Origin of the sequence: Sorangium sp. So ce131 (assembly GCF_051519095.1) — a bacterium.
GTDB lineage: Bacteria > Myxococcota_A > Polyangia > Polyangiales > Polyangiaceae > Sorangium.
Window position 1 is genome coordinate 10,527,835 of record NZ_CP150455.1, and the last position, 19,678, is coordinate 10,547,512.

7 protein-coding genes are annotated in these 19,678 nt (G+C 68.7%); 3 read left to right on the forward strand and 4 right to left on the reverse strand.

The features are described 5' to 3' along the window. Nucleotides 1-178: 178 nt before the first annotated feature. Entirely contained in the window at nucleotides 179-4,483 is a 4,305-nt protein-coding gene (locus tag WMF43_RS38235) for a hypothetical protein (protein ID WP_437672515.1), read from the forward strand. A 533-nt stretch (nucleotides 4,484-5,016) separates the two neighbouring features. On the opposite strand, the gene WMF43_RS38240 is transcribed toward WMF43_RS38235, so the two are convergent. The 3 genes from WMF43_RS38240 to WMF43_RS38250 form a co-directional block, all read right to left on the reverse strand. After that, nucleotides 5,017-9,978, reverse strand: coding sequence for a hypothetical protein (locus WMF43_RS38240; RefSeq protein WP_437672517.1), 4,962 nt, complete (start codon nucleotides 9,976-9,978; stop codon nucleotides 5,017-5,019). 675 nt (nucleotides 9,979-10,653) lie between these two features. Further along, nucleotides 10,654-12,348 (reverse strand): recombinase family protein, encoded by a 1,695-nt coding sequence (locus tag WMF43_RS38245; RefSeq protein ID WP_437672519.1) that lies wholly within the window; start codon nucleotides 12,346-12,348, stop codon nucleotides 10,654-10,656. Between the two features lie 328 nt (nucleotides 12,349-12,676). Beyond that, nucleotides 12,677-13,888, reverse strand: a complete 1,212-nt coding sequence (locus WMF43_RS38250) for a hypothetical protein (protein WP_437672521.1) — start codon at nucleotides 13,886-13,888, stop codon at nucleotides 12,677-12,679. Between the two features lie 624 nt (nucleotides 13,889-14,512). Between WMF43_RS38250 and WMF43_RS38255 the strand changes: the two genes are divergently transcribed. Then, entirely contained in the window at nucleotides 14,513-16,729 is a 2,217-nt protein-coding gene (locus tag WMF43_RS38255; RefSeq protein WP_437672522.1) for a peptidase M19, read from the forward strand. 221 nt (nucleotides 16,730-16,950) lie between these two features. On the opposite strand, the gene infB is transcribed toward WMF43_RS38255, so the two are convergent. Beyond that, nucleotides 16,951-18,720, reverse strand: a complete 1,770-nt coding sequence (gene infB / locus WMF43_RS38260; RefSeq protein WP_437672524.1) for a translation initiation factor IF-2 — start codon at nucleotides 18,718-18,720, stop codon at nucleotides 16,951-16,953. Nucleotides 18,721-19,003: 283 nt separating this feature from the next. On the opposite strand from infB, the gene WMF43_RS38265 reads away from it, so the two are divergent. After that, entirely contained in the window at nucleotides 19,004-19,330 is a 327-nt protein-coding gene (locus WMF43_RS38265) for a hypothetical protein (protein WP_437672526.1), read from the forward strand. Nucleotides 19,331-19,678: the final 348 nt, after the last annotated feature.

Genomic DNA, 19,678 nt, shown 5'->3' on the forward strand with positions numbered 1-19,678 from the left:
TGCGAGGAGGTGGGTGTGATGGCCCCCGGCGCTCGCCGTGCTAGGGATCCTGCGGCAGGTGAACGCATGCGCTCTGGTCCCTCCGCCATCCCGTCATGCATAGGCCGATGAACATCTGCATCATTCATCATCCCGCGGATGTCGATCGGCTCGCGGAGCTGGTGAGCCATCTCGCAGGATGGAAAACCGGGCGCAATGTCAGCTGCTGGCACAGCGATCTTGTAGACGGCGGCCAGCTGGTGGAAGCGGAGGTCCATCGGCATCTCGATATCTCGATTCGGCCCAGCTCATCCTGCTCCTCATCAGCGCTAACTTCATCGCTGACGCGACGTGCTCGGAGCGGTACGCGCGGGCACTGGATCGGCATTGCCGCGGAGGCGCGCTGGTCCTTCCCATCCTGGTGCGCGCTTGCTACTGCGAGCCTTGGCTCGGTGAGCTGGGGCGGCTGCTGCTCCCCAGATGCGGGAGAGCGATCACGCGCTGGGATGACCACGATGAGGCGTGGGACACGGTCCTCCGTGAGCTGAACGGGCACCTCCACACGGCGACGGAAGCCTGGGCCGGCACGCTGGGCGCAGCCGCCACGGGGATGGAGCACGACCGCTCCGAGGTCCACCTCGCCGAAGTCGAACGCGCCTCGCAGCCCCTCCTGAGCCTGGACCCGGCGCGTTCCTCGAAGGAGTGGCTTGACCGGCCAGAACTCACGAAGCTGCTCGATGCTCTCCAGCAGGGCGAGAGCAAGCCGCTCCTCCTGCTGGGCGGTCCGGGCAGCGGCAAGTCGGCGCTCCTCGCCCGGCTGGCAAGTCAGCTGCATCAGCGCGGGGAGGCGCTGCTCGCGATCCGTGCAGACAAGCTGCCCAAGGACATCGACTCGATCGAGAAGCTGCGGTGCTGGCTCGACCTCTCTACGGTCCCCGCCGCCGCGTTGTCATCGCTGGCATCGCGGCGGTCCGCCACGCTCATCATCGACCAACTCGACGCGCTCTGCGATCTGGTCGACGCTCACACCCAGCGCCTGTCGGTCCTCCTGGAGCTGGTCACGAGCACGACGGGTATTCCCGGGCTCCGCGTTGTGCTGTCCTGCCGCGATTTCGAGCATCGCCACGACCACCGCCTGCAGGCGCTGCACGCCACGCCGATCCAGCTGGAGCCGCCCGACTTGCTGGAAGTGGAGCGCGTCCTGCGGGCGCGCGGCGTCGAGCCCCAGCGGCTACATCGACCTTTCCTGGAGTCGCTTCGCGTGCCACAGCACCTCGTGACCTTCCTCGCGCTCGTGGGAGGTAGAGAGAAGATGCCGGTCTTCGAGACGTACCAGCATATGCTGGAAGAGCTGTGGAAGCAGCGCGTGCTCGGGGCTGATGGAGACCAGGAACGCGAGCGCGTGCTCGTGAGCATCGCCACCTACATGGCCGGCGAGGAGGAACTCGAGGCACCGCTCGCGCGGTTCAGCCGGTTCCGGCCGCAGCTCGACCAGCTGCAGGCTGCGGGGATCCTCCGGCAGGAGGGCACCCAGATCGCGTTCACGCATCAGACGTGGTTCGCCTTCACCCACGCGCGCTCGTTCCTCCTCGGCGAGGAGCGGCTCTGCGAGCATGTCCGGCAGCGCGGCGGCTCTCTCTTCGTCCGCGCGACCCTCTGGAGCGCCCTGGTCAACCTCCGCGGCGCCTCGCGGGGGCGCTACCGCAAAGAGCTCGACGCTCTCTGGAAGATGACCGATCTGCGTACGCATTTGCGCGCGCTCGTGCTCGAGTTCCTGGGCCACCTCGACGATCCGATGGACGAGGAGGCGGCGATCCTCCTGCCCACCCTAAGGGATAGCGGCTTCCTGCGCCGGGTGGCGCTGGGTGCCGTGGCGGGCAGCCGGGGCTGGTTCCAGCGGCTCGCGGACCGCTACCTACCTGTCCTGATGGACGGTCCGTTCGCGGCCGAGGTGTGCGGGGCGCTCGCGATGGCGTGGCCGTTCGCACGCGAACGTGTGCTGAGCTTGCTTGAGCGCCACTGGGTGCGCGAGCCAGCCCGCGCACATCTCGCGCTCTGGACGATGCGCGAGCTGAAGGTGTGGGACGACCGTGCGGTGAACGCAGTGCTCGCGCTGGCCGCGCACCCTGTCTCCGACACCGAGCAGTCGCGGTTCGGACTGGGGTGGGTCGTGAACAGCATCGCAGCGGGCAGCCCGGAGCTGGCGATGCGGGTGGTGAGGGCAGTGCTGGATCAAGAGCTACAGCGCAGCCGCTCCATGGTCGAAGAGGAGCAGCCGAGCGGCTGGCCCCTTCAGCGGTTCCAGGAGCTCCTGGAAGACCGTCATGGCCTGCATGGGTTAAACGAACTCGCAAGGCAGGCTCCCGGGCCGTTTCTGCAGGAAGTGTGGCCCTGGATGGTCACCGTGCTTGACGAGCTCAGTCGACCAGGTCATGACTTGCTCATCGGCTATTGTGAGGACGGCGTGATGCGTAGGCGGCGCAGCAGGAGCGGCCCCATCGACGAGCTGCCAGAAGCAGTCTGGATAGCCGTGGAGGGCCTGGCACGCCAAGACGCGGACGGGTTCATTGCATTCGTACAACAGTGGGAGGTGAGCGATCTCCTCGGTGTACACCGGTTGCTCGCCGCTGGGCTGAAAGAGGTCGCCCCTTGCCGTGCGCTCGACGTCCTCGAGTACCTGCTCCGGGATCCTCGGCGGCTCTTCGTCGGAGACTACCAGGATGAGCTTTACGCTAGCTGCGAGCTGATCGAAGCCATCTCACCGCACCTACGACTGGAGGACGCACGGCGGCTGGAGACCGCGATACTCCGCTCGTACCGGTACGACGAGAACCGGGCTACGGATGACGCGGAGCGGCGATTCCACTGGCAAAGGTCGAATCGGTTCGTCCGGCTGCGTTTGCTCCGCGCGCTGGAGGGATGCATACACCTGTCACCGGAAGCACGGCGCCTGATCGACCAGGAGGGCCCTGTGCTTGATGGCCTGGAGGACAGCCGCTCGGTAAGCGACTTCGAACTCAGGCCGATCGAGAGCCCGATGCTCGCCTCGGAGATGCTCGAGTCGAAGGACGAGGAGATCCTCAACCTCCTGCAGGAGCTTCCAGACTCCACAGAAGGGCACCACCCCTTCGAGTGGTTGCAGGGCGGAAGCATCCAGTTATCGGGGGAACTGGCTGAAGCTGCCAAATTGGACCCTGCGCGCGCCCTCCGCATCCTTCCTCACCTCCACCCCACCAGCCATGCGCGACCGGCCGGCTACATCGTAGAAGCGCTGGCGGAGGCGTCGGTGGACCGTCCAGTGGAGGAGATAGAGGAGCTGCTCTTCCAACTCGAAGAGCGGGGGTTCGACTCCGAAGAGTACCGTGAGCGTGCGGCTTGGGCGTTCGACAAGCTTGCTCGTCGCGGCCTTGGCCTCTCGGAGCGGAGCTGTCGGCTGCTGGAGACATGGCTGAAAGACAGCCCGCCAGAGCCGGAGTGGCGTCAGAGCGATAGCTTAGAGCGGCCGCGTAGCATTCTTCGTTCGAATGGCGGGCTCAGCACTCTTCCCCATGGGAACTTCACGATCCTGCATGCGCTGGTGAATGGCTACATGCGTCGTGAGCCAGAGGCCATCGACTCGCTACTCGGGGTGCTCGAGCGCCACCTGTCGCGTCGCGAGCAGGTGCGGACCTGGCGCGCGCTGCTGAGGTACCTTGTATACATGGGACGCAGCGACCGACTGCATAATTTCGTGATCCGCCTCTTCGCGGAACATCCTCGCGTCCGAGACTGCGAGGAGGGCACACACCTCGTCGCCTGGATGTGCTCGTGGACAGATGGCCACGTGCTGCATGGATGGTTGCACGCTATCCGCGACAGCCCGTGGAAGAACGGCGCCCAGGCATACGGAGAGCTCCTCTTGCTCCTGGCTGTACGTCAACCCGAGCTGGCCTGGGTCAGGGAAGAGATCGAGAATGCTCTGCACGCCGACGAGGTAGGGAAAGTTGACCAGGACCGCATCTGGCTCGGGCTCGCTTACGCCGCTGGGAGTCTCTGGTCCACGCCGAAGGGACGTGCCCTCAGCACGGAGGTGCTGCTACGGCTGGTACCGCGAGCCCGCGGAGATGTCGCTGCAGCCATCATGACGGTATTCTCTCGCGGCTCTGTTCTCCTTGCCGATGACAGCACGAGCGACTTCCTGGACGCGCTCTTGCAGCATCCGTCTCTCCTGGTCGCCGCCAGTCCCTACCCCCTCGTTACGAATCTCAAGGCGATGTGCGCGGACGACTCTCGCCGCGTCCTTGATCTCTGCAAGGCCCTGCTGGATGAGTCCATGCGGACGCCTGGAGCTACGCAGAAGCTGGACAGGTCGGAGGACGAGCTGATCAACATCGCAGTGACCCTCCAGCGCCTGCCGGGCTACCGCGAGGAAGGGCTCGCGCTCTTCGAGCGCCTCCTCGAGATGGAGCTGTACGGAGCGCGACGAACGCTGCGCGAACTCGACGTATCGCCCTGGCTTCCGTAAGCGCCCAGCCATCGCCATGGGCGCGACCCCTCGCCTCTCTCGCCGGGGTCGACGATGCTGGGCGCGGGGCGGCGACTACCCATGGCCCGAGCGGACCCGGGCGGACACGAGAGGGACGGCGAGGTGCTCTCCCTGGCGGCAATCATCGCGTCCCGTGTCCGATCGGCGAAGATCGCGACCACGTGATCGCCGGCGTTCACCGTTCACCGCCAGCACCTACGCCGATCTGGGCCGCGCTCGCCTCCGGCGGCTCCCGTGTCTTCCACGTCGACGTGCCGAACGTCGCCTCGCTCGACGTGCTGCTCATGGGACTGCTCGTCTACGCTGGAGTTCCTGGCCAGCGGCATCGGCGACGCGGCGTGTGTCCGGCGTGCCCTCCTCCAGCGAACTCGGCCAGCACCTCACAAGCCCGCGCGCAGGCTTCATCAGAGCGTAAGCGTTTGCAATCACCTGAGGGCGATGGTTCCGCGGACGCGGATCACGATCGGTCCAGATGAGCCACATCGCTCCACCGCGACGCGGAGCCCGTCGCATCACCGGAATATCTGCTCGAGCCCATAGGTGAGGTCGCGAGCTTCGGGCCAGCCGGCGCGCACGAAGACGTCGAGGATCGAGAGCAGCGCCGCCCGGCTATCAGCGTCGTCCTGGAGCAGCGCCCGATGATCGGCAAGGTAGCGCCGCACGAGCTCGATGATGGCTTCCTTGGCCAGGTGATCCCACTGGTATCCGCCGCGACACCCGCTCTCGACGGCGCGCGCGATCTGGAGGAACACGCGTCGCGGGTCGAGCTCGGTGCAGTGCGCCAGAGCCTCCACGACGTGATGGACGATAGGAGCAATACCAGTCGACGCGAGCTCCTCGAGCGTCGTCGCCATGCCGCCGTAGACCTGTCGCAGGCGCTGCCGGCGTTCTTCTTCATCGAGCGTCGGCGCTTTCTCGGCCAGCTCGCGCACGCATTGGCTGATCTCTCGTCCAATTGTGTCGAGCACATCCAAGACACGACGCATGGCCTCGTCGTCCCGCGCGCCAGCCTCGCTGGAGGAGACCAACGTCGCGAACGCCGACGTCGCTCCGCGGGTCAGCGCGTCGAGGACGGCGAGGGTACGCTCCCTGCGCTCAGCTGCGAGCGTCGCCCGGGTGCCCCACGCCACGATCCGATATGCCATTGACGCAGTACCCGGCTGATTCAGGTGTTGAACTGCGTCGTAGAGGGCATCTTTCGCGATCGAGCTGCCAGAGACGATATAGATGTCGACCAGGCGGTTCATGAAGAGATCCCGGGCCGCTCGGGCGTGCTCCTCGCTCGTACACCTCTCGAGCGCGACCTTGCTCACGCGCGCCATCTCATCGGGGAGAGCCCTTCCGAGGACGTCAACAGTGTCTGCGAGCCCCGCCCAGACGAGGGGGTTCGTCTCGGAGCGGACGAACCGCTCGACCAGTCGGCGAACGAGCCCGGAGGCCGCCGCGTTGAGCGAGGAGAGGTGCTTCGCGAGCTCGAAGCGGACTTCGGGATGCGGATCCCCCGCGAGCACCTCCACGGCGAGCTGTATCGTCGCCGACAAGGGCGCCGCCGCGCCCGTCGCGAGCAAAACCTCGGCTGCTGCGCTGCGTAAATGAGGAGCGCCTGTGTCGCTCGCCGGGGCCAGCGCGCTCTCGAGCGCAACGAGGGCATGCGCCTGGACGACCGCGGCCACGTCCCCGCGCGAGCGGAGGCGCTCTGACGCGACGATTTGCTTGCAGGCAGCGAGGAGCGTGGACCATCCCCGCTGTCGGACGGCCGGATGGACCGTCTGGAAGCGAGCATCCCTCAGAGCTACGCGCAGCGCCCGGAGCGGGACGAGCGCGGCGAGTAGCGCGTCGTCGTCCAGGCCGGCCTGGCCAGCGCCGCTGACGAGCGCTCGGATGGGCTCGAGCACAGCGCGGAACTCCGCGTGATCGTCGCGCTCGATGGGGGCGCCCGCCTCTTGCCAGTAGTCCTCATCTCGATAGGGGCTGCTGGTGGCTCGCCCCACCGAGAACGGAGGAACATTCGGCGGGACGGCGCTCGCCTGCTCCAACTCGGTGAGCAGGCCGCGCGCCTCCTCCGTCACGATCGCGTGGCGTGGCAGGCATCCGAGCAGGCGTGCGCGCGTCGTGTGCGCCAGCCCCTCGGGATCGTCGGCATCAGCGATGGACAGGATCGCACGCTCGATGCAGATGCGCGCGTCCTCCGGCAGACTGGCGAACTGGCTCCGCAGATAGTCGCCGGCGTTCGTGGAGGTGTCGATACACGTCAGGATCGGGACGCTCGCGAGCAGCGCCGTGAAGCGAGGGCCCACCGTGGCCGGGTTGCGCGCCCCCGCACGCAGGACGCGGCGCCAGATCGCGGCGAGTGGGTTCTCCTGCACCAGGGCATCGACGAGCGCCTCGATCTCGCCGTCGCGCCCTGGCGCGCGGCAGACGTCGACCAGGCGCGCTTCCAGCGCGTCGAGCATCACGATCTCCTCGCCGCTTCGGCTCCTCAACGCGTCCCACAGCGAGCTCATGTCCGGCTTCACGCGGGCACGAGCGGCGCCGAACGTGAACGGCTCGGCCTCTCGTGCCACGTCGCCATGCTCGCGCCGTCGGAACGCCTCGAGCACCTGGACGAGCGCGCGCACGGCGCGGCGGGGGTCCCGCGCCAAGAACAGCGGATAATGCTTGGCGAGGCGGTGGAGCGCGGTGCCGTACATATCCGAGCGGCGGTGCCGCATGCCGAACACGGTCCCACCTAGGTCGAGCCAGTCGTTCGACGTGTCGGTGTAGCTGAACGCGCCGACATAGAGATCCTCGATCAGGGCAGGGTCCTGGGGGAGCAGGGTCGGGACCCCGTCCGACAGGGCGAACATCGTCTCGAAGCCCACGCTGGCCGTTCGTTCGGCATCGAGCAGGCGGCGGAGCAGCGTTGCGGACGCGGCGGGATCGGAGTCGAACGTCTTGATCACAAGCCTCGCTGCCCGGGAGAGCAGCCCGGCGTTGTCGCCGCGTGCTACGTCGACCCAGGAGAAGAATGCCCGCGCGGCGCGGCCGGCGGTGCCGCGCTCTGCCACGGGGAGGGCCGCGCTGGCGCAGAGCTCTTCGAGCAGCCGAATCGCGGCGAGCTTGGCCTGAGGTTGTCCACGCTGAACTGTCGCCTCCACGAGCGCGCACCAGGGGCCTGCTTGCTCGCCGGTCAGCGGTCGTGGAGCGCTCGCCGTGCGGACCAGCGCTCCTACGAGATGCCCCAGCGCCCGCTCGGCGGATGCTCGTTCCGCTGGGTCCTGGGCGCCGAGAGATCGAACGAGCGGTTCGAGCTCCGGCGCGTGCACCGCCTCCTCCGCGGCGATCTTGGGCCCGATGAGCGCCGCCACTTCCTGGACGCGTGGCTCCGCCAGCACGCCGAGTACCGTCCGCCAGAAATCGGTGCGCGACAGGTCGCGCTGCCACAGGCGGCGCAGGTGCATCTCGAGGCTCGGGCGCGCGACGAGGACGAGGTCGGGACGTTCGCGCAACTCGGCGGCGAGACGGTCTGGCTCGTCGGGCAGCCAGAGGCGCGCACACGCATAGTCGAACAGGATGTGGTGAGAGAAACCCACCCGATGATCGTCCTGCTGGCTCGCGCTCAGCTCCGGATGCACGAGGACCTGCCCGCTGAGCAGGCCGTGGAGCGCCTGCTGCTGGGGTAGACCGGCGACCTGCACCCAGAATGCTCGGCTGCTCACGATCCGTTCACAGGCAGCGCGGAGCAGCTCGTGGCGCGGGAGCTTGTCCTCGACGGGCTCCTGCTCCTCGACGCGATGGATCCAGTACATGTCCAGGAGCTCGAGGTGCGTGCGCACGCGCTCGATCTCGGCGGGCGCGATCCCGCGCTCGAGCAGCCGGACTACGAGCGAGAGGTTGAAGGGCACCCTCAGGAGCTCCTGGAGCGCCTTGCTCGCGCGTCGGAACAGCGCATCGAGCTCGGGGAACGCAGAGGCGAGCTGGGCGATCTCGCTGTCGTCGAGCGGCCCGACACGGACGTGTGCGACCTGCGGGAAGCGCGGGTCGGACATGCTGTGATGAGGCCGGCCCGCGAAGAGCCTCGTTGCCGAGGAGCGCCGAGCGAGCAGATCGAACGTGCGGATCGAGGCGATCACCCGGAATGGTGAGCCTGATCGCAGGACGCCTTCGATGAGCTTCCATACCCTGGTGGCGAGCGCCTCACCGCGCGCGGCGTCGAGCGCATCGACGACGAGCACGGGGTTGCGCGCCTCCGACCAGTCTTCCAGGACGTCGAGGAGGGGTCGGCCGACCTCCGGGATCTCGTCGGCGGAGATGAGTACGACGTCGCGCTCGGCGCGGAGCCGGGCGACGAGCTGATAGAGTGCCCCCGATTTGCCGCACCCCGGATCGCCAACCAGAACGTACGAGCCCGGCATGTCGAGCATGGCATCCACGACGGGGCGCTCCAGGGTCACCGCCGTGTCGCCCAGCTTGAGGCCCGAGAAACGAGCGAGACCCCGCCATGTACGCTCCGAGTGGCGGCGGAGGGCGCAGAGGGGGCCCTGATCGAGACGCTGGAGCCGAGCTCCTTGCTCGGTCAAGAGGCGATCGTGGTCATCGATTCGAGCTTCGATCGCCGTGAACCACCGCGAGAGACGCTCGGCATGGAGGCGCTGTGCCCAGCGACCGAGCTCCGCCTCCGTCTCGGTGAGGAGCGCCGTGAGACTTTCCGCGGAGAGGACGCGGTTCATCGGGTCGGGGTGCGCGCTCGCCTGGAGCACGGCGACGAGGACGCGATAGCTCAGGAGAACAGGCACCCTGCCCGCGCGCTGGTCTGCTGCGAGGCGCTCCCGCAACGCGTTCTCGAGAGCGTCGTAGGGGAGCTGATCGAGGCGCCACTCGACGGCACCCAGAAAATCCTCCCACCCGGAAGGCTCCTCATCCAGGTACTGGATGGCTGCGCGGAGCCGCGCTGGTGACAAGCTCCCCTTGGCTGGTTCCTGGGGACCGTATCCCTCGGCAAGACTCCGGATATTGGCCGCGAGGTCGCCCACGTCGCGCGTGCGCTCGACGGAGGACGCAAGCTGGGACCAGAGCCTCAGCACATCCACACTCAGGTGCACGGTCTCGGACCTCGACGCGCCGGCGGCATCGGGCTGGATCCGCTGGGCCGCCATGGTCGCGTTCGTCGTGAAGAGGAAACGACAGCGGCGGCCAGCCTTCCTGTGCTCTGTATACGAGTACAGGAAGTTGAAGATGCTCTCGTGCACCGCGGAACTGCGGGCGCTGATCCTGCCGCTCAGATCCTTGATCTGCTCCTGGCGGATCTCTCGGAGGCTCCCGTCGAGTTCGAAGAAGTACCGGTCGATGTCCTCGTCCCCTTCGCAGAGAAGATACTCGCGCTCCCCCAACGCGATCCATCTCAGGGCCGTGTGATACGCCTGAGCAAGGAAGCCCCGGATCGGGGCATCGGCCACACGGTCCGGGTAAATTAGGGGAGGAAGATCGATGTCCATCGGCGTGTCCTGACGCTACCGCCCGGATCAGCCCGTCCTGAGCAGGCGCCTGCCCGGGCGTGCTGGCCCCGAGGGGCCGGTGGCCCTGCCCTGAGCACAAAAGCTACACCGAAAGGGTCGCCGATGGGCAACCGCCGCAGCAATGCTCTGGCCGGGCGCGGAGCGGCCGCGCAGTTGAGGACCACATCGGGCGCTGGTGACTGGCCGTTCGTCGGCCGTGTGGTTGGCGAACAGCCCCGCCCAGAAATCCGCAGCGCCGCGCACGATGGCCCTTGACTTTTCGCCGAGCGCGTCCCGCGGACGGCGGCGGCCCCGCGCGCGCCGACGTCCACCTCGACTCTGTGGCAGATTCGCGGCAGTTCCGGAGCGAGCGAGGAACGCGGCCTCGCTATCTGCTCCGGCGCCGTGTACGCCCCGCAACGGCTGCGGCCCCACGCGCGCCGGCGCATGGGCGAGTTCGGGCCGTCGACGTCTACAAGCGCGGCGCGGCCGGAGTCGAGGCTCTTCAGCGCGAGCTACGGCACCGGAAAGAATGGTGGAGCGAAGAGTTGGAGCAGCGGCGCCACGGCATCGCGCAGTACGGGCGAGTCTGCGAGCGCCGAGAGGAGCCTGCCGAGCAGGGGGCGCACCCCGTCCATGCTAACGCGCCCCCTCCAAGAGGTTGACGCGGAGCGGTCAGCCCCGCGAACGTTCGACCGAGGTGGGAGCACGTTCCGGCGAGCCGAGGTAGTCACGCGCAGACATCGACGGTGCTGGAAGCGCAGCGACCGTCGGAAGCGGCGAGGTGACGGGCGAGGGGGCAGCCAGCGCCGCGACGATCGGCGCAGGGCGGAGCGCTGGCAGCTCCTGCGAACCATGCGCTGCTGATATCTGCGATGGATCGCGCCATGTGATCCTGATCTGCTTGTCCTTGGTCGCCTCGACTTTCGAGGAGAACGCGCGGATCAGCGCTCGATGAACGTCGACCGGCAGAACGCTCCACTCGTCCACGATCTGCTGGACATACGCATGCGCGTGCCTCCGAGTCTCGACGGTATCGTTGCCCACCGTTTCGTTGAACTCGGCTTCCTTCGCCTCGATTGCTGCAAGCGCGTCATCGAGGCGATTCAGTTCAATCTTCACGTCCTCGACCGTGAAGAGGCCCTTCGCGACAAACTCCACAACCCGCTGTCGCGCGATCTTGATCTCCCGGCGCTGGGCGGCGAAATCTGGCCTCTCGATCCGGCGCGGCGGTCTCGTGAGCGAGGTGAGTAGCGAGCGAGCGAACGCCAAGAACTGCTCTCTCGCAGCGGCATCCGCATCCGGCTGGCGAAGCCACGCCGAGGACTTGCACCGCACGCCTTTTTCCTTCTGCTCCACGTGACCACGACAGACGTAATAGCCCACTGTGTGTCGGCTGCTGCGGGACACCGGAACGGCAGCAACACCACCGCCGCACTCCGCGCAGCGGCAGATGCCGCGCAGCAAGTGGTTCGCCGTCGCAGATTCGGCCTGTGGCTTCCGCCCGCGGCGGCGATCCCTCAGTGCAAGCTGGACGTTGTTGAACGTTTCATCGTCGATGATCGCCTCGTGTGCGGGGATCCACTCGGCCGGCAACTGCACAACGCCGCGCGTGGTAGAAGGTCGCACACTGGTCTTTGCGACACGCCCCGTATATGTCCGGTTGCGCAGCGCAGTAACGACCCAGGCACGCCCGAACGCCTTGATGTTGCCGTACTCCTGGCGCAGCCGCTTGGCGATCTCGAAGACGCTGTAGCCCTCCAGCGAGAGCGCGAACATGCGACGCACCACCGCGGCGTGCTCGGGGACCACGCGGAGGGGAAGCGGCGTCTTCGTCCCCTTGGGCTTCGGCTGGCGTTCGTAGCCGAACGGTGGATGCCCCTCGACGAAGTACCCCTGGACGCGCAGGTGCTTCCGGCCGCCTTCGGTCCGCTCCTTGATCCGACGGCGCTCCTGTTCCGCGCCTACCGCCCAGTTGGCCAGCGTGTCCTCTGCCATCGGCGACCGTGAATCGAAGCCCTTGTCGATGGCGACGAACACGGCGCCTTTGCGCATGATCTGGCGAACGTTCTTCACGATGAAGACGACGTCGCGACCGAAGCGATCGATGTCCGTCACGATCACCATGTCGCCCCGCCGTACGTCGGCCAGGAGAGCGGCGACCTTCTTCCTGTTCGCTTCGTTCTCCTCTCCGCCGCTCTCGACTTCAGGGAACAAGATCGGCTCCGGCAGCGAGTGGAGCCGGCAGTAGTTGGCGATCCTCTCCGCCTGGGCGTCCAGGGACACGCCTGCGATCTCCTGCTCCCTGGTCGAGACGCGCGGGTAGCCGAGCGTCCGCCGGATCGCGGTGTTGGGGGTTGCGTCTTTCATTTGTTGCACCTATCCGAAAGGATGATCCTATTACGGCCGGGCCGGCTGAGCAAATCGCCGGTTTTGGCCGGAATTTTGGCCTCTCCTGCGTGTACCAAAAGCTCCGCAGCTCTGGAAGGGCGGCGTCACGGCGCTGCTCACCCGCATAGGCAGCCCTGATCCAGACGGCGCTTCGCGCTGCTGGCTATCGTCGCCTTGGCGGGTATGCAGACGGCGACGAATACTCGATAGGCATCGCCGCTGCCGTGTGGCAATATCCGCAGCGCGCGGCGCTCACGTCGCGAGCAGCATGGGCTCTGAAGGTGCCGGCCGGTGGAAGAACACCGGACTACGCCTGCCTGTAGCTCGATGAAGCTGCGCCGAGTCGGCCCAGATAAGGTGTACCCGCTGCATCGAAGCGGCATACCCAGGACCGTTCAGCGTCGTACGCGGTAGCACCTCCGATGGCCACCGGCGGCGCGCTCTGCAGATCCGGGAGCGCGTCGAGGATCGCCTCGCCGCCCGCTCGCCATCGAAAGGACCACCTGCTCAGCTCAGAAGCCTTCTCCGGGTGCTCCTGGCACTCGACGACGCGCCCGTGGGTATGGCGGGACCACTCCAGTAGCCGCCTCGGCAGGTACAGGTCGCCGAGATGCGAGAGCCAGGCATGCAGGCCCGACCTGGCCCGCATCCCGCTCGTGAACAGCTTGACCGGCATGATCCACTCGCGCGAGAGCTGCCCCAGGAGGAGCTCGTCGAAGCGCGACAGCATCAGCTTGTGGCCCGCCTGTCTGGGGAAGTGGCCAGCGTGGTAGCGCCCGAGGTTCGCCAGCTGCGGGTGGAGCGCGCCGCCGGACGCACAGAGTCTCGACAGGGCGACGGGAGAGCGGCGGCACCACAACTTCCACAGTGTGGCGCTGAGCCCCCTCTCGAGCTCTGAACACCGCGCCATGACCGGCTTCCGCCGCAGGGCGTCCGCGACGTCGAGGTAGATCTCCTCCGCCGGATCAGGCCCCTCTGGCGCTGTCCCGATCACGTCCGCCCCGAGGTGCATGGCAAACACTCGCCGCCCTCGCCCGACCACGACAGCGCAGATCCGGCCGTAGCTCAACAAGCCATGGAGGTTCGGTGGAAGCACCACGCAGAGGGGAGCCCCCTCAGGGCGAGCGAGCTCCCGGTTGAGCTTCGCAGACGGCTCGACTCCCCAGTACCGAGCTCGCACGGCACGGTGGCGCCTCGGGTCCCCGCTCGATGGACCAAGGAGGAGATCGTCGTCCTCCACCACGACCGGAGACACGATCTTCACGAGCTCCGATCGAGCGACTCGACCCACGGCGACGTAGACCACCTCTCGCGTCGACCCGGCCATCATCGGAACCCTCTCCTTCGCCGTCTCTGAGGAATCCCCCGCCCCTACCGCCCTTGTCGAGTCTCCAGCCCCCACGCCTCCCGGCTCCACGGCGTCGCAGGTGTATCGCAAATCGCACGCGGACGCGAGCAGGGCCGCCAGCGCAGCGCCGAGCATGAGAGCGCTCGCCCTCATTATGAAACGGTGTTCCATGAGTCCCCCCAAGTCGCTCCGAAGCACCGTTCCGATGCTCCAGCGACCAAGCGGCGCCAAGGGGTGAGGAGGCACACGCCGACGAGATCGAAGCGGCCGTCAGACGTCAGGCCGAGATCGAGCGCGAGCGCGAACGCGAGATCGAGCCTGCGAGGGAGCGACGCACCCAGCAGCAGAGATCGAACGCCGCGGTGTGGAGCTCAGGCGCCGTCACGGCAATGCTTGTCTTTCGCCCTGGACGTGCAGCGCTTGCCTCATGTGGCGATGCAGCGAGGCGTCCGTGCCGCGGGCACGCGTCGGTGAGCTCGACGCCCGCTTGCATTCGTGGCGTCGAGGCAAAACGGCGTAGAGACGGCCCTCTCTCAACACAAGCGCCGCGCCAGCCGCTGCGTGCTCGAGCACGCAGCAGTGCATGCGCCGGCCATCACCCGCAATTGCGTAAAATTACAGATGGACTGCGTATTGGTCCATCGTGGCTCGGCGACCTGCCCACGTACTGCGCGACGATACCGCGATTCGTTTGTTGATCGACCCGAACACGCCTCCCGACACCCTCCCCGGCACGCCATGGCACGAACGGTGCCCAGACATCCAACCCCACATCCATCCCTCCTGGAGACCACGATGGTGAAGTGTTGGAACGCAGGATTCGACTGGCTGGCGGGCCTGGCCCTCCTTCCGTTGCTGACGGGCTGCGCGGACCTGGACTCGACCGCCACGGCCGACGCCGCGGTCGACGCGGTGTCCACCGACGCTGCCCGCGTCACCGGCCGCGGCAGCAGCGCGCTCGCCGCCTCCGTCGCGCCCGTCACCCGCTACGATCTCGCCAACGGGTGTTACGCGCTCAGGTCCGTGGCCAGGAACACCTATGTCGCCAGGAACCTCGGCGGCTACGCCGCCAGCGCCGCGACCCTCGGGCGCGCCGAGCCGTTCTTCCTGAAGCCGACCGCGCTCGGCAAGTACCTCTTTCATGGCGACGACGGCGCCTTCCTCGCCGCCGGCAGCCTGCTCACCCTCGGCGGCCTCCTCGGCGCCGCGGCCGTCCCGGCGCCCACCGACGCGGCGGACTGGATCGTCGACACCGACGCCGCCGGGCGCTTCCTGGTGGTCTCCGCCTCGACGGCGCGGGCGCTCGCGGTGCATCCCTTCAACGGCCACCTCGTGCTGGTCGACGCGGCGAGCGCCGGCGAGGCGGCGAGATTCATCCTGGAGCCGACGAGCGGCTGCGCGGCGTTCCCGGAGATCACGACGAACAGCGTCGGCGCGCCGTTCCGGGGAGACGGCACCGCAGGGCCGGTGCTCGGCTTCGCCGACGTGCACGCGCACGTCAGCGCCACGAGCTTCCTCGGCGGCGCGCACCACGGCCTTCCCTTCCACCGCTTCGGCGTCCTCGGGGCGCTCGGCGACTGCACCCTGTCGCACGGGCCCGGCGGCATCAAGGACATCGTCGGCAACTTCCGCGGCGAAAACCCCGTGCCGCTGCACGACAACCGCGGCTGGCCCGAGTTCGTGGACTGGCCGGCGGCGCGATCGCTCACGCACGAGGGGATGTACTACAAGTGGATGGAGCGGGCGTGGCGCGCCGGCCTGCGGCTCATGGTCAACAACCTCGTCGAGAACGAGACGTTGTGCGCGGTCCAGCGCGTCGCCTCGGGCAGGCTGCTCCAGAGCTGCAACGAGATGGATAACGCGCTGGCGCAGGCGCAGTTCATGCGCGACCTCGAGGCGTACATCGACGCGCAGGAGGGAGGTCCAGGCCGGGGCTGGCTCCGGCTGGTGGAGAGCCCGGCCGAGGCGCGGCAGGTGATCCACGAGGGCAAGATGGCCGTGGTGCTGGGGATCGAGATCTCGCACCTCTTCAACTGCGATGTCCAGAACGGCGTCGCCGGGTGCGACGAGGCCGAGATCGACGAGCAGCTCGACCGGCTCCACGCCGCCGGCGTCCGCCAGATGTTCCCGGTCCACGAGTTCGACAACGCGCTCGGGGGCAACGGCATCTTCGACAGCTTCGCGCTCAACCTCGGCAACAAGGTCGACACCGGCGAGTTCTGGCAAACCTACGACTGCCCGGAGCAGGACTACTTCTATGACGCCGGCGCGGTCCTCCTGAGCGTGGCCCCGCCGGGCGCGGGCGACGACCCTTTGACCGCGACGCTGATGACCCTCGCGGGCGGCAACCTCCCGCTCTATCCGCAGGGCAGGAAGCAATGCAATGCGCGCGGGCTGACGAGGCTCGGGCGTTATGCGATCCAGAGGATGATGGAGAAGCGGATGATCATCGAGGTCGACCACCTGGAGCTCTCCAACAAGGCCGAGGTGATCGCGATCGCCGAGCAGCAGACGCCGGGGTATCCGGTGGTCTCCACGCACGGCGGCCACGGGGGGCTCACCGTGGATCAGGCGCGCCGCATCATGGCGCTCGGCGGGTTGATTTATCCCTACAAAGGCAACGGCAGGGAGTTCAAGGAGACCCTCGACAGGCTCACCGCCATCAAGAGCGACGCCTACTTCTTCGGCATGGGCTACGGCGCCGACACGAACGGGCTGGGGGCGCAGGCCGGGCCGCGCGGCGCGGGCGCGACGCCGGTGAGCTACCCCTTCACGCTGTTCCAGGGGCCGGGCTGGGGGCCGCAGTTCGCGGGGATCGCCCCCGTGACGTTCGACCGGCAGGTGAGCGGCGAGCACGTCTACGACACGGACGTCGACGGCATGGCGCACTACGGGCTCGTCGCCGACTGGGTGGAGGAGGTCCGCCTCGAGGGCGGCGAGGCGGCGCTGACCGCGCTCTACAACTCCGCCGAAGCCTACCTGCAAATGTGGGAGCGCACGCTCGACCGGTGACCCTCACGGCTCGCCGGCAAGGTCGCCAGAGCCCGGCCGCGCGCCGGGGGCCGCTCCAGAGCGGTCTTCACCCGCCTCCGGTACATGCGTCCCCGAGCGGCGGTCACCCGCACAGGAGACGGGCCCAGATCGGCGTTTTCGGCGCGCAAGCGCACTCCTGTGCGCTGAGCACCGAAAACGTCGAGATGGGCCCGTATCCGAAGCGGGTGACCGTCGCTCGCTCAGAGCGTCGCGGCGACTTCCTGCATCTCGTAGCACTCGATCACGTCGCCCGGCTTCAGGGCGGAGTACCCGTCGAGCAGGATGCCGCACTCCGTGAGGCGCTCGACCGAGGAGACGTCCTCCTTCACCCGGCGCAGGCCGGCGATCTTGCCCTCCCAGACCTTCACGCCGTCGCGGACCAGCCGCACCTTGCCGGAGCGCTTCACCGAGCCGCTCGTCACCATGCAGCCGGCGATCGTGCCGAGCTTGCCGATCTTGAAGAGCTCGCGCACCTCGGCCGCGCCGAGCGGCTTCTCGACGACCACCGGCGCGAGCAGGCCGGCCATGGCCTTCATCACGTCGTCGATCGCGGCGTAGATCACGTCGTACGACCGGATCTCCACCCCCTCCGCCTCGGCGAGCGACGCCGCCTTGCCGGTGGGGCGCACGTTGAAGCCGACCACGATCGCCTTCGCGGCCGACGCCAGGTTCACGTCGCCCTCGGTCACCGCGCCGACGCCGGCGTGCGTGATGTTCACGCGCACCTTGTCGGTCGAGAGCCGCGAGAGCGCGCTGGAGAGCGCCTCCACCGAGCCCTGCACGTCCGCCTTGAGGATCAGCCGGAGCTCCAGCTGACCCGCCGCCGCGAGGCGCCCGGCCAGGCCCGCGAGCGACAGCGGCGTCGACGCCTGGACCTTCCCGGCCTTCGTCCGGCGCGCCTCGGCGAGCGCCTGGGCCTTCTTCTGGTCCCGCGCGGCGTAGAGCGTGTCGCCCGCCTTGGGCACGTCGGAGAGGCCGAGGATCTCGACCGGCGTCGACGGGCCCGCCTCCGCGACGCGGCGCCCGAGCTCGTCGGTCATCGCCCGGACGCGACCCCACGCCGCGCCGGCGATCACCACGTCGCCCGTGCGGAGCGTGCCGTCGGTCACGAGCACGCGCGCGAGCGGGCCCTTGCCGCGATCGAGCAGCGCCTCGACCACCGTGCCCGTCGCCGGGCGCTTCGGGTTCGCCTGGAGGTGCAGCATCTCCGCCTGGAGCGAGATCATCTCGAGGAGGTGCTCGATGCCCTCGCCCGTCTTGGCGCTCACGTCGCAGTAGAGCGTGTCGCCGCCCCACGCCTCGGGCGCGAGGCCGAGCGGGCCGAGCTCACGCCGGATGCGCTCCGGATCCGCGCCCGGCTTGTCGACCTTGTTCACCGCCACGACCACCGGCACCTTCGCGCTCTGCGCGTGCCGGATGGCCTCCCGCGTCTGCGGCCGCTCGCCCTCGTCCGCGGCGACGACGAGCACGATGATGTCCGTCAGCGACGCGCCGCGGGCGCGCATCTCCGTGAACGCCTCGTGGCCCGGCGTGTCGAGGAAGGTGATCGTCCCCTTGCTCGTCTTCACGCGGTACGCGCCGACGTGCTGGGTGATGCCGCCGGCCTCGCCCGCGGCCACCTTCGACTGCCGGATGCGATCCAGGAGCGAGGTCTTGCCGTGGTCGACGTGGCCCATGACCGTGACGATCGGCGAGCGCGGCGAGAGCGGCCCGGCCTCGTCCTCCTCGTTCCCGCGCGCGTGCTCGAGGATCTGCTCCTCGGTCACCGCGACGTCCTCGACGTCCCAGCCGAAGTCGCTCGCGACGAGCTTCGCGGCGTCCGCGTCGATGACGGAGTTCACGTGGATCCCGGTCACGCCGAGCGCGAGCAGCTTGAGGAGCACGTCGGTCGCCTTGACGCCCATGCGCGCGGCGAGCGTGTGCAGCGAGACCTGCTCCTCGATCTTCACGACCTTCTTGCGCGCCGACATCTCCTGCGTGGAGGGGGCGGCGGGCTGCCGCGGCCCCTCCGGGGCGCGGCGCGGCGAGCCGGGCCGGCCCGGCGCGTTGAAGCGCGGGTCGCGGCGGCTCGCAGGCCCCTCGGCCGGACCCGGGCGGCCCGTGGCCGGGCGCGCCCCGGGCGCGGGCGCATGCTGGGCGCCGCGCGCGGGCGGCTGCTGGGCCCCACGCGCGGGCGCGGGCTGAGACGGCGACCGCTGCCAGCTGCGGGGCGCTTCCGGCCGCGGGACCCCCGGGCGACCGGACCAGACCTCGATGCCGGTGCGGCGAGGCGCCCCGGCCGACGGCGGCGGCGACGCGGACGGCGGCGGCGCGGACTGCGGCGGCGCGGACTGCGGCGGCGCGGACTGCGGCGCGCCGTTGCCCGCAGGCGGCCGTGCGGAGCCGGAGCCGCCGCGCGGCTGGGCTTCCGGGGTGGGCGCGCGCGTCGGGCCCGCCTTGGGCGCGGAGGCCCCGGCGGCGGAGGGCGCCCTCGGGTGGGACGACGGCGCCGCCCCGGCCGACGCTGGCGCGGCGGCGGGCTTCCCCGCCGGCAGCCCGCTCTTGCCGGCGGAAGGCCTGGCGTCGGCCGTCCGGGCATGATCTTCGGCAGCAGGCGAGCTGGTGCGTTTCTGCTCTTTCGTGTTCGAGGTCCTGTCCTTTGTCTGGTCGCGGTGTGCTGTCTGCATGGTTCCTTCATCGCCGCGCGCTGGCCGCTGGGCGCTGCGCTCTCTGCGCCTCGCCAGCGGGCGGCGGTGTCAACGGTCGCGCGCCATCCCGACCCGCTCCGGAGCCGGGGGCGGCTTGCCTGCGCGCCGTTTCTCGCCCCGGCCCTTCAGGGGACCGGAGGCCTTGCAGAAAGCCGCGCACCAGGGGGACCTTATATAAGTCAGCTCGGGTCCCCTGCAAGTCTAGGTTCGCCCGTCTCCTTCCGGGGATCCCGGGGATCCC

Coding starts and splice junctions, on each gene's coding strand:
- WMF43_RS38245 (WP_437672519.1), bottom strand. CDS start 12,348: ATGAAAGACGCAACCCCCAACACCGCGATCCGGCGGACGCTCGGCTAC.
- WMF43_RS38235 (WP_437672515.1), top strand. CDS start 179: ATGGAAAACCGGGCGCAATGTCAGCTGCTGGCACAGCGATCTTGTAGA.
- infB (WP_437672524.1), bottom strand. CDS start 18,720: ATGTCGGCGCGCAAGAAGGTCGTGAAGATCGAGGAGCAGGTCTCGCTG.
- WMF43_RS38255 (WP_437672522.1), top strand. CDS start 14,513: ATGGTGAAGTGTTGGAACGCAGGATTCGACTGGCTGGCGGGCCTGGCC.
- WMF43_RS38240 (WP_437672517.1), bottom strand. CDS start 9,978: ATGGACATCGATCTTCCTCCCCTAATTTACCCGGACCGTGTGGCCGAT.
- WMF43_RS38265 (WP_437672526.1), top strand. CDS start 19,004: ATGCCGGTGCGGCGAGGCGCCCCGGCCGACGGCGGCGGCGACGCGGAC.
- WMF43_RS38250 (WP_437672521.1), bottom strand. CDS start 13,888: ATGGAACACCGTTTCATAATGAGGGCGAGCGCTCTCATGCTCGGCGCT.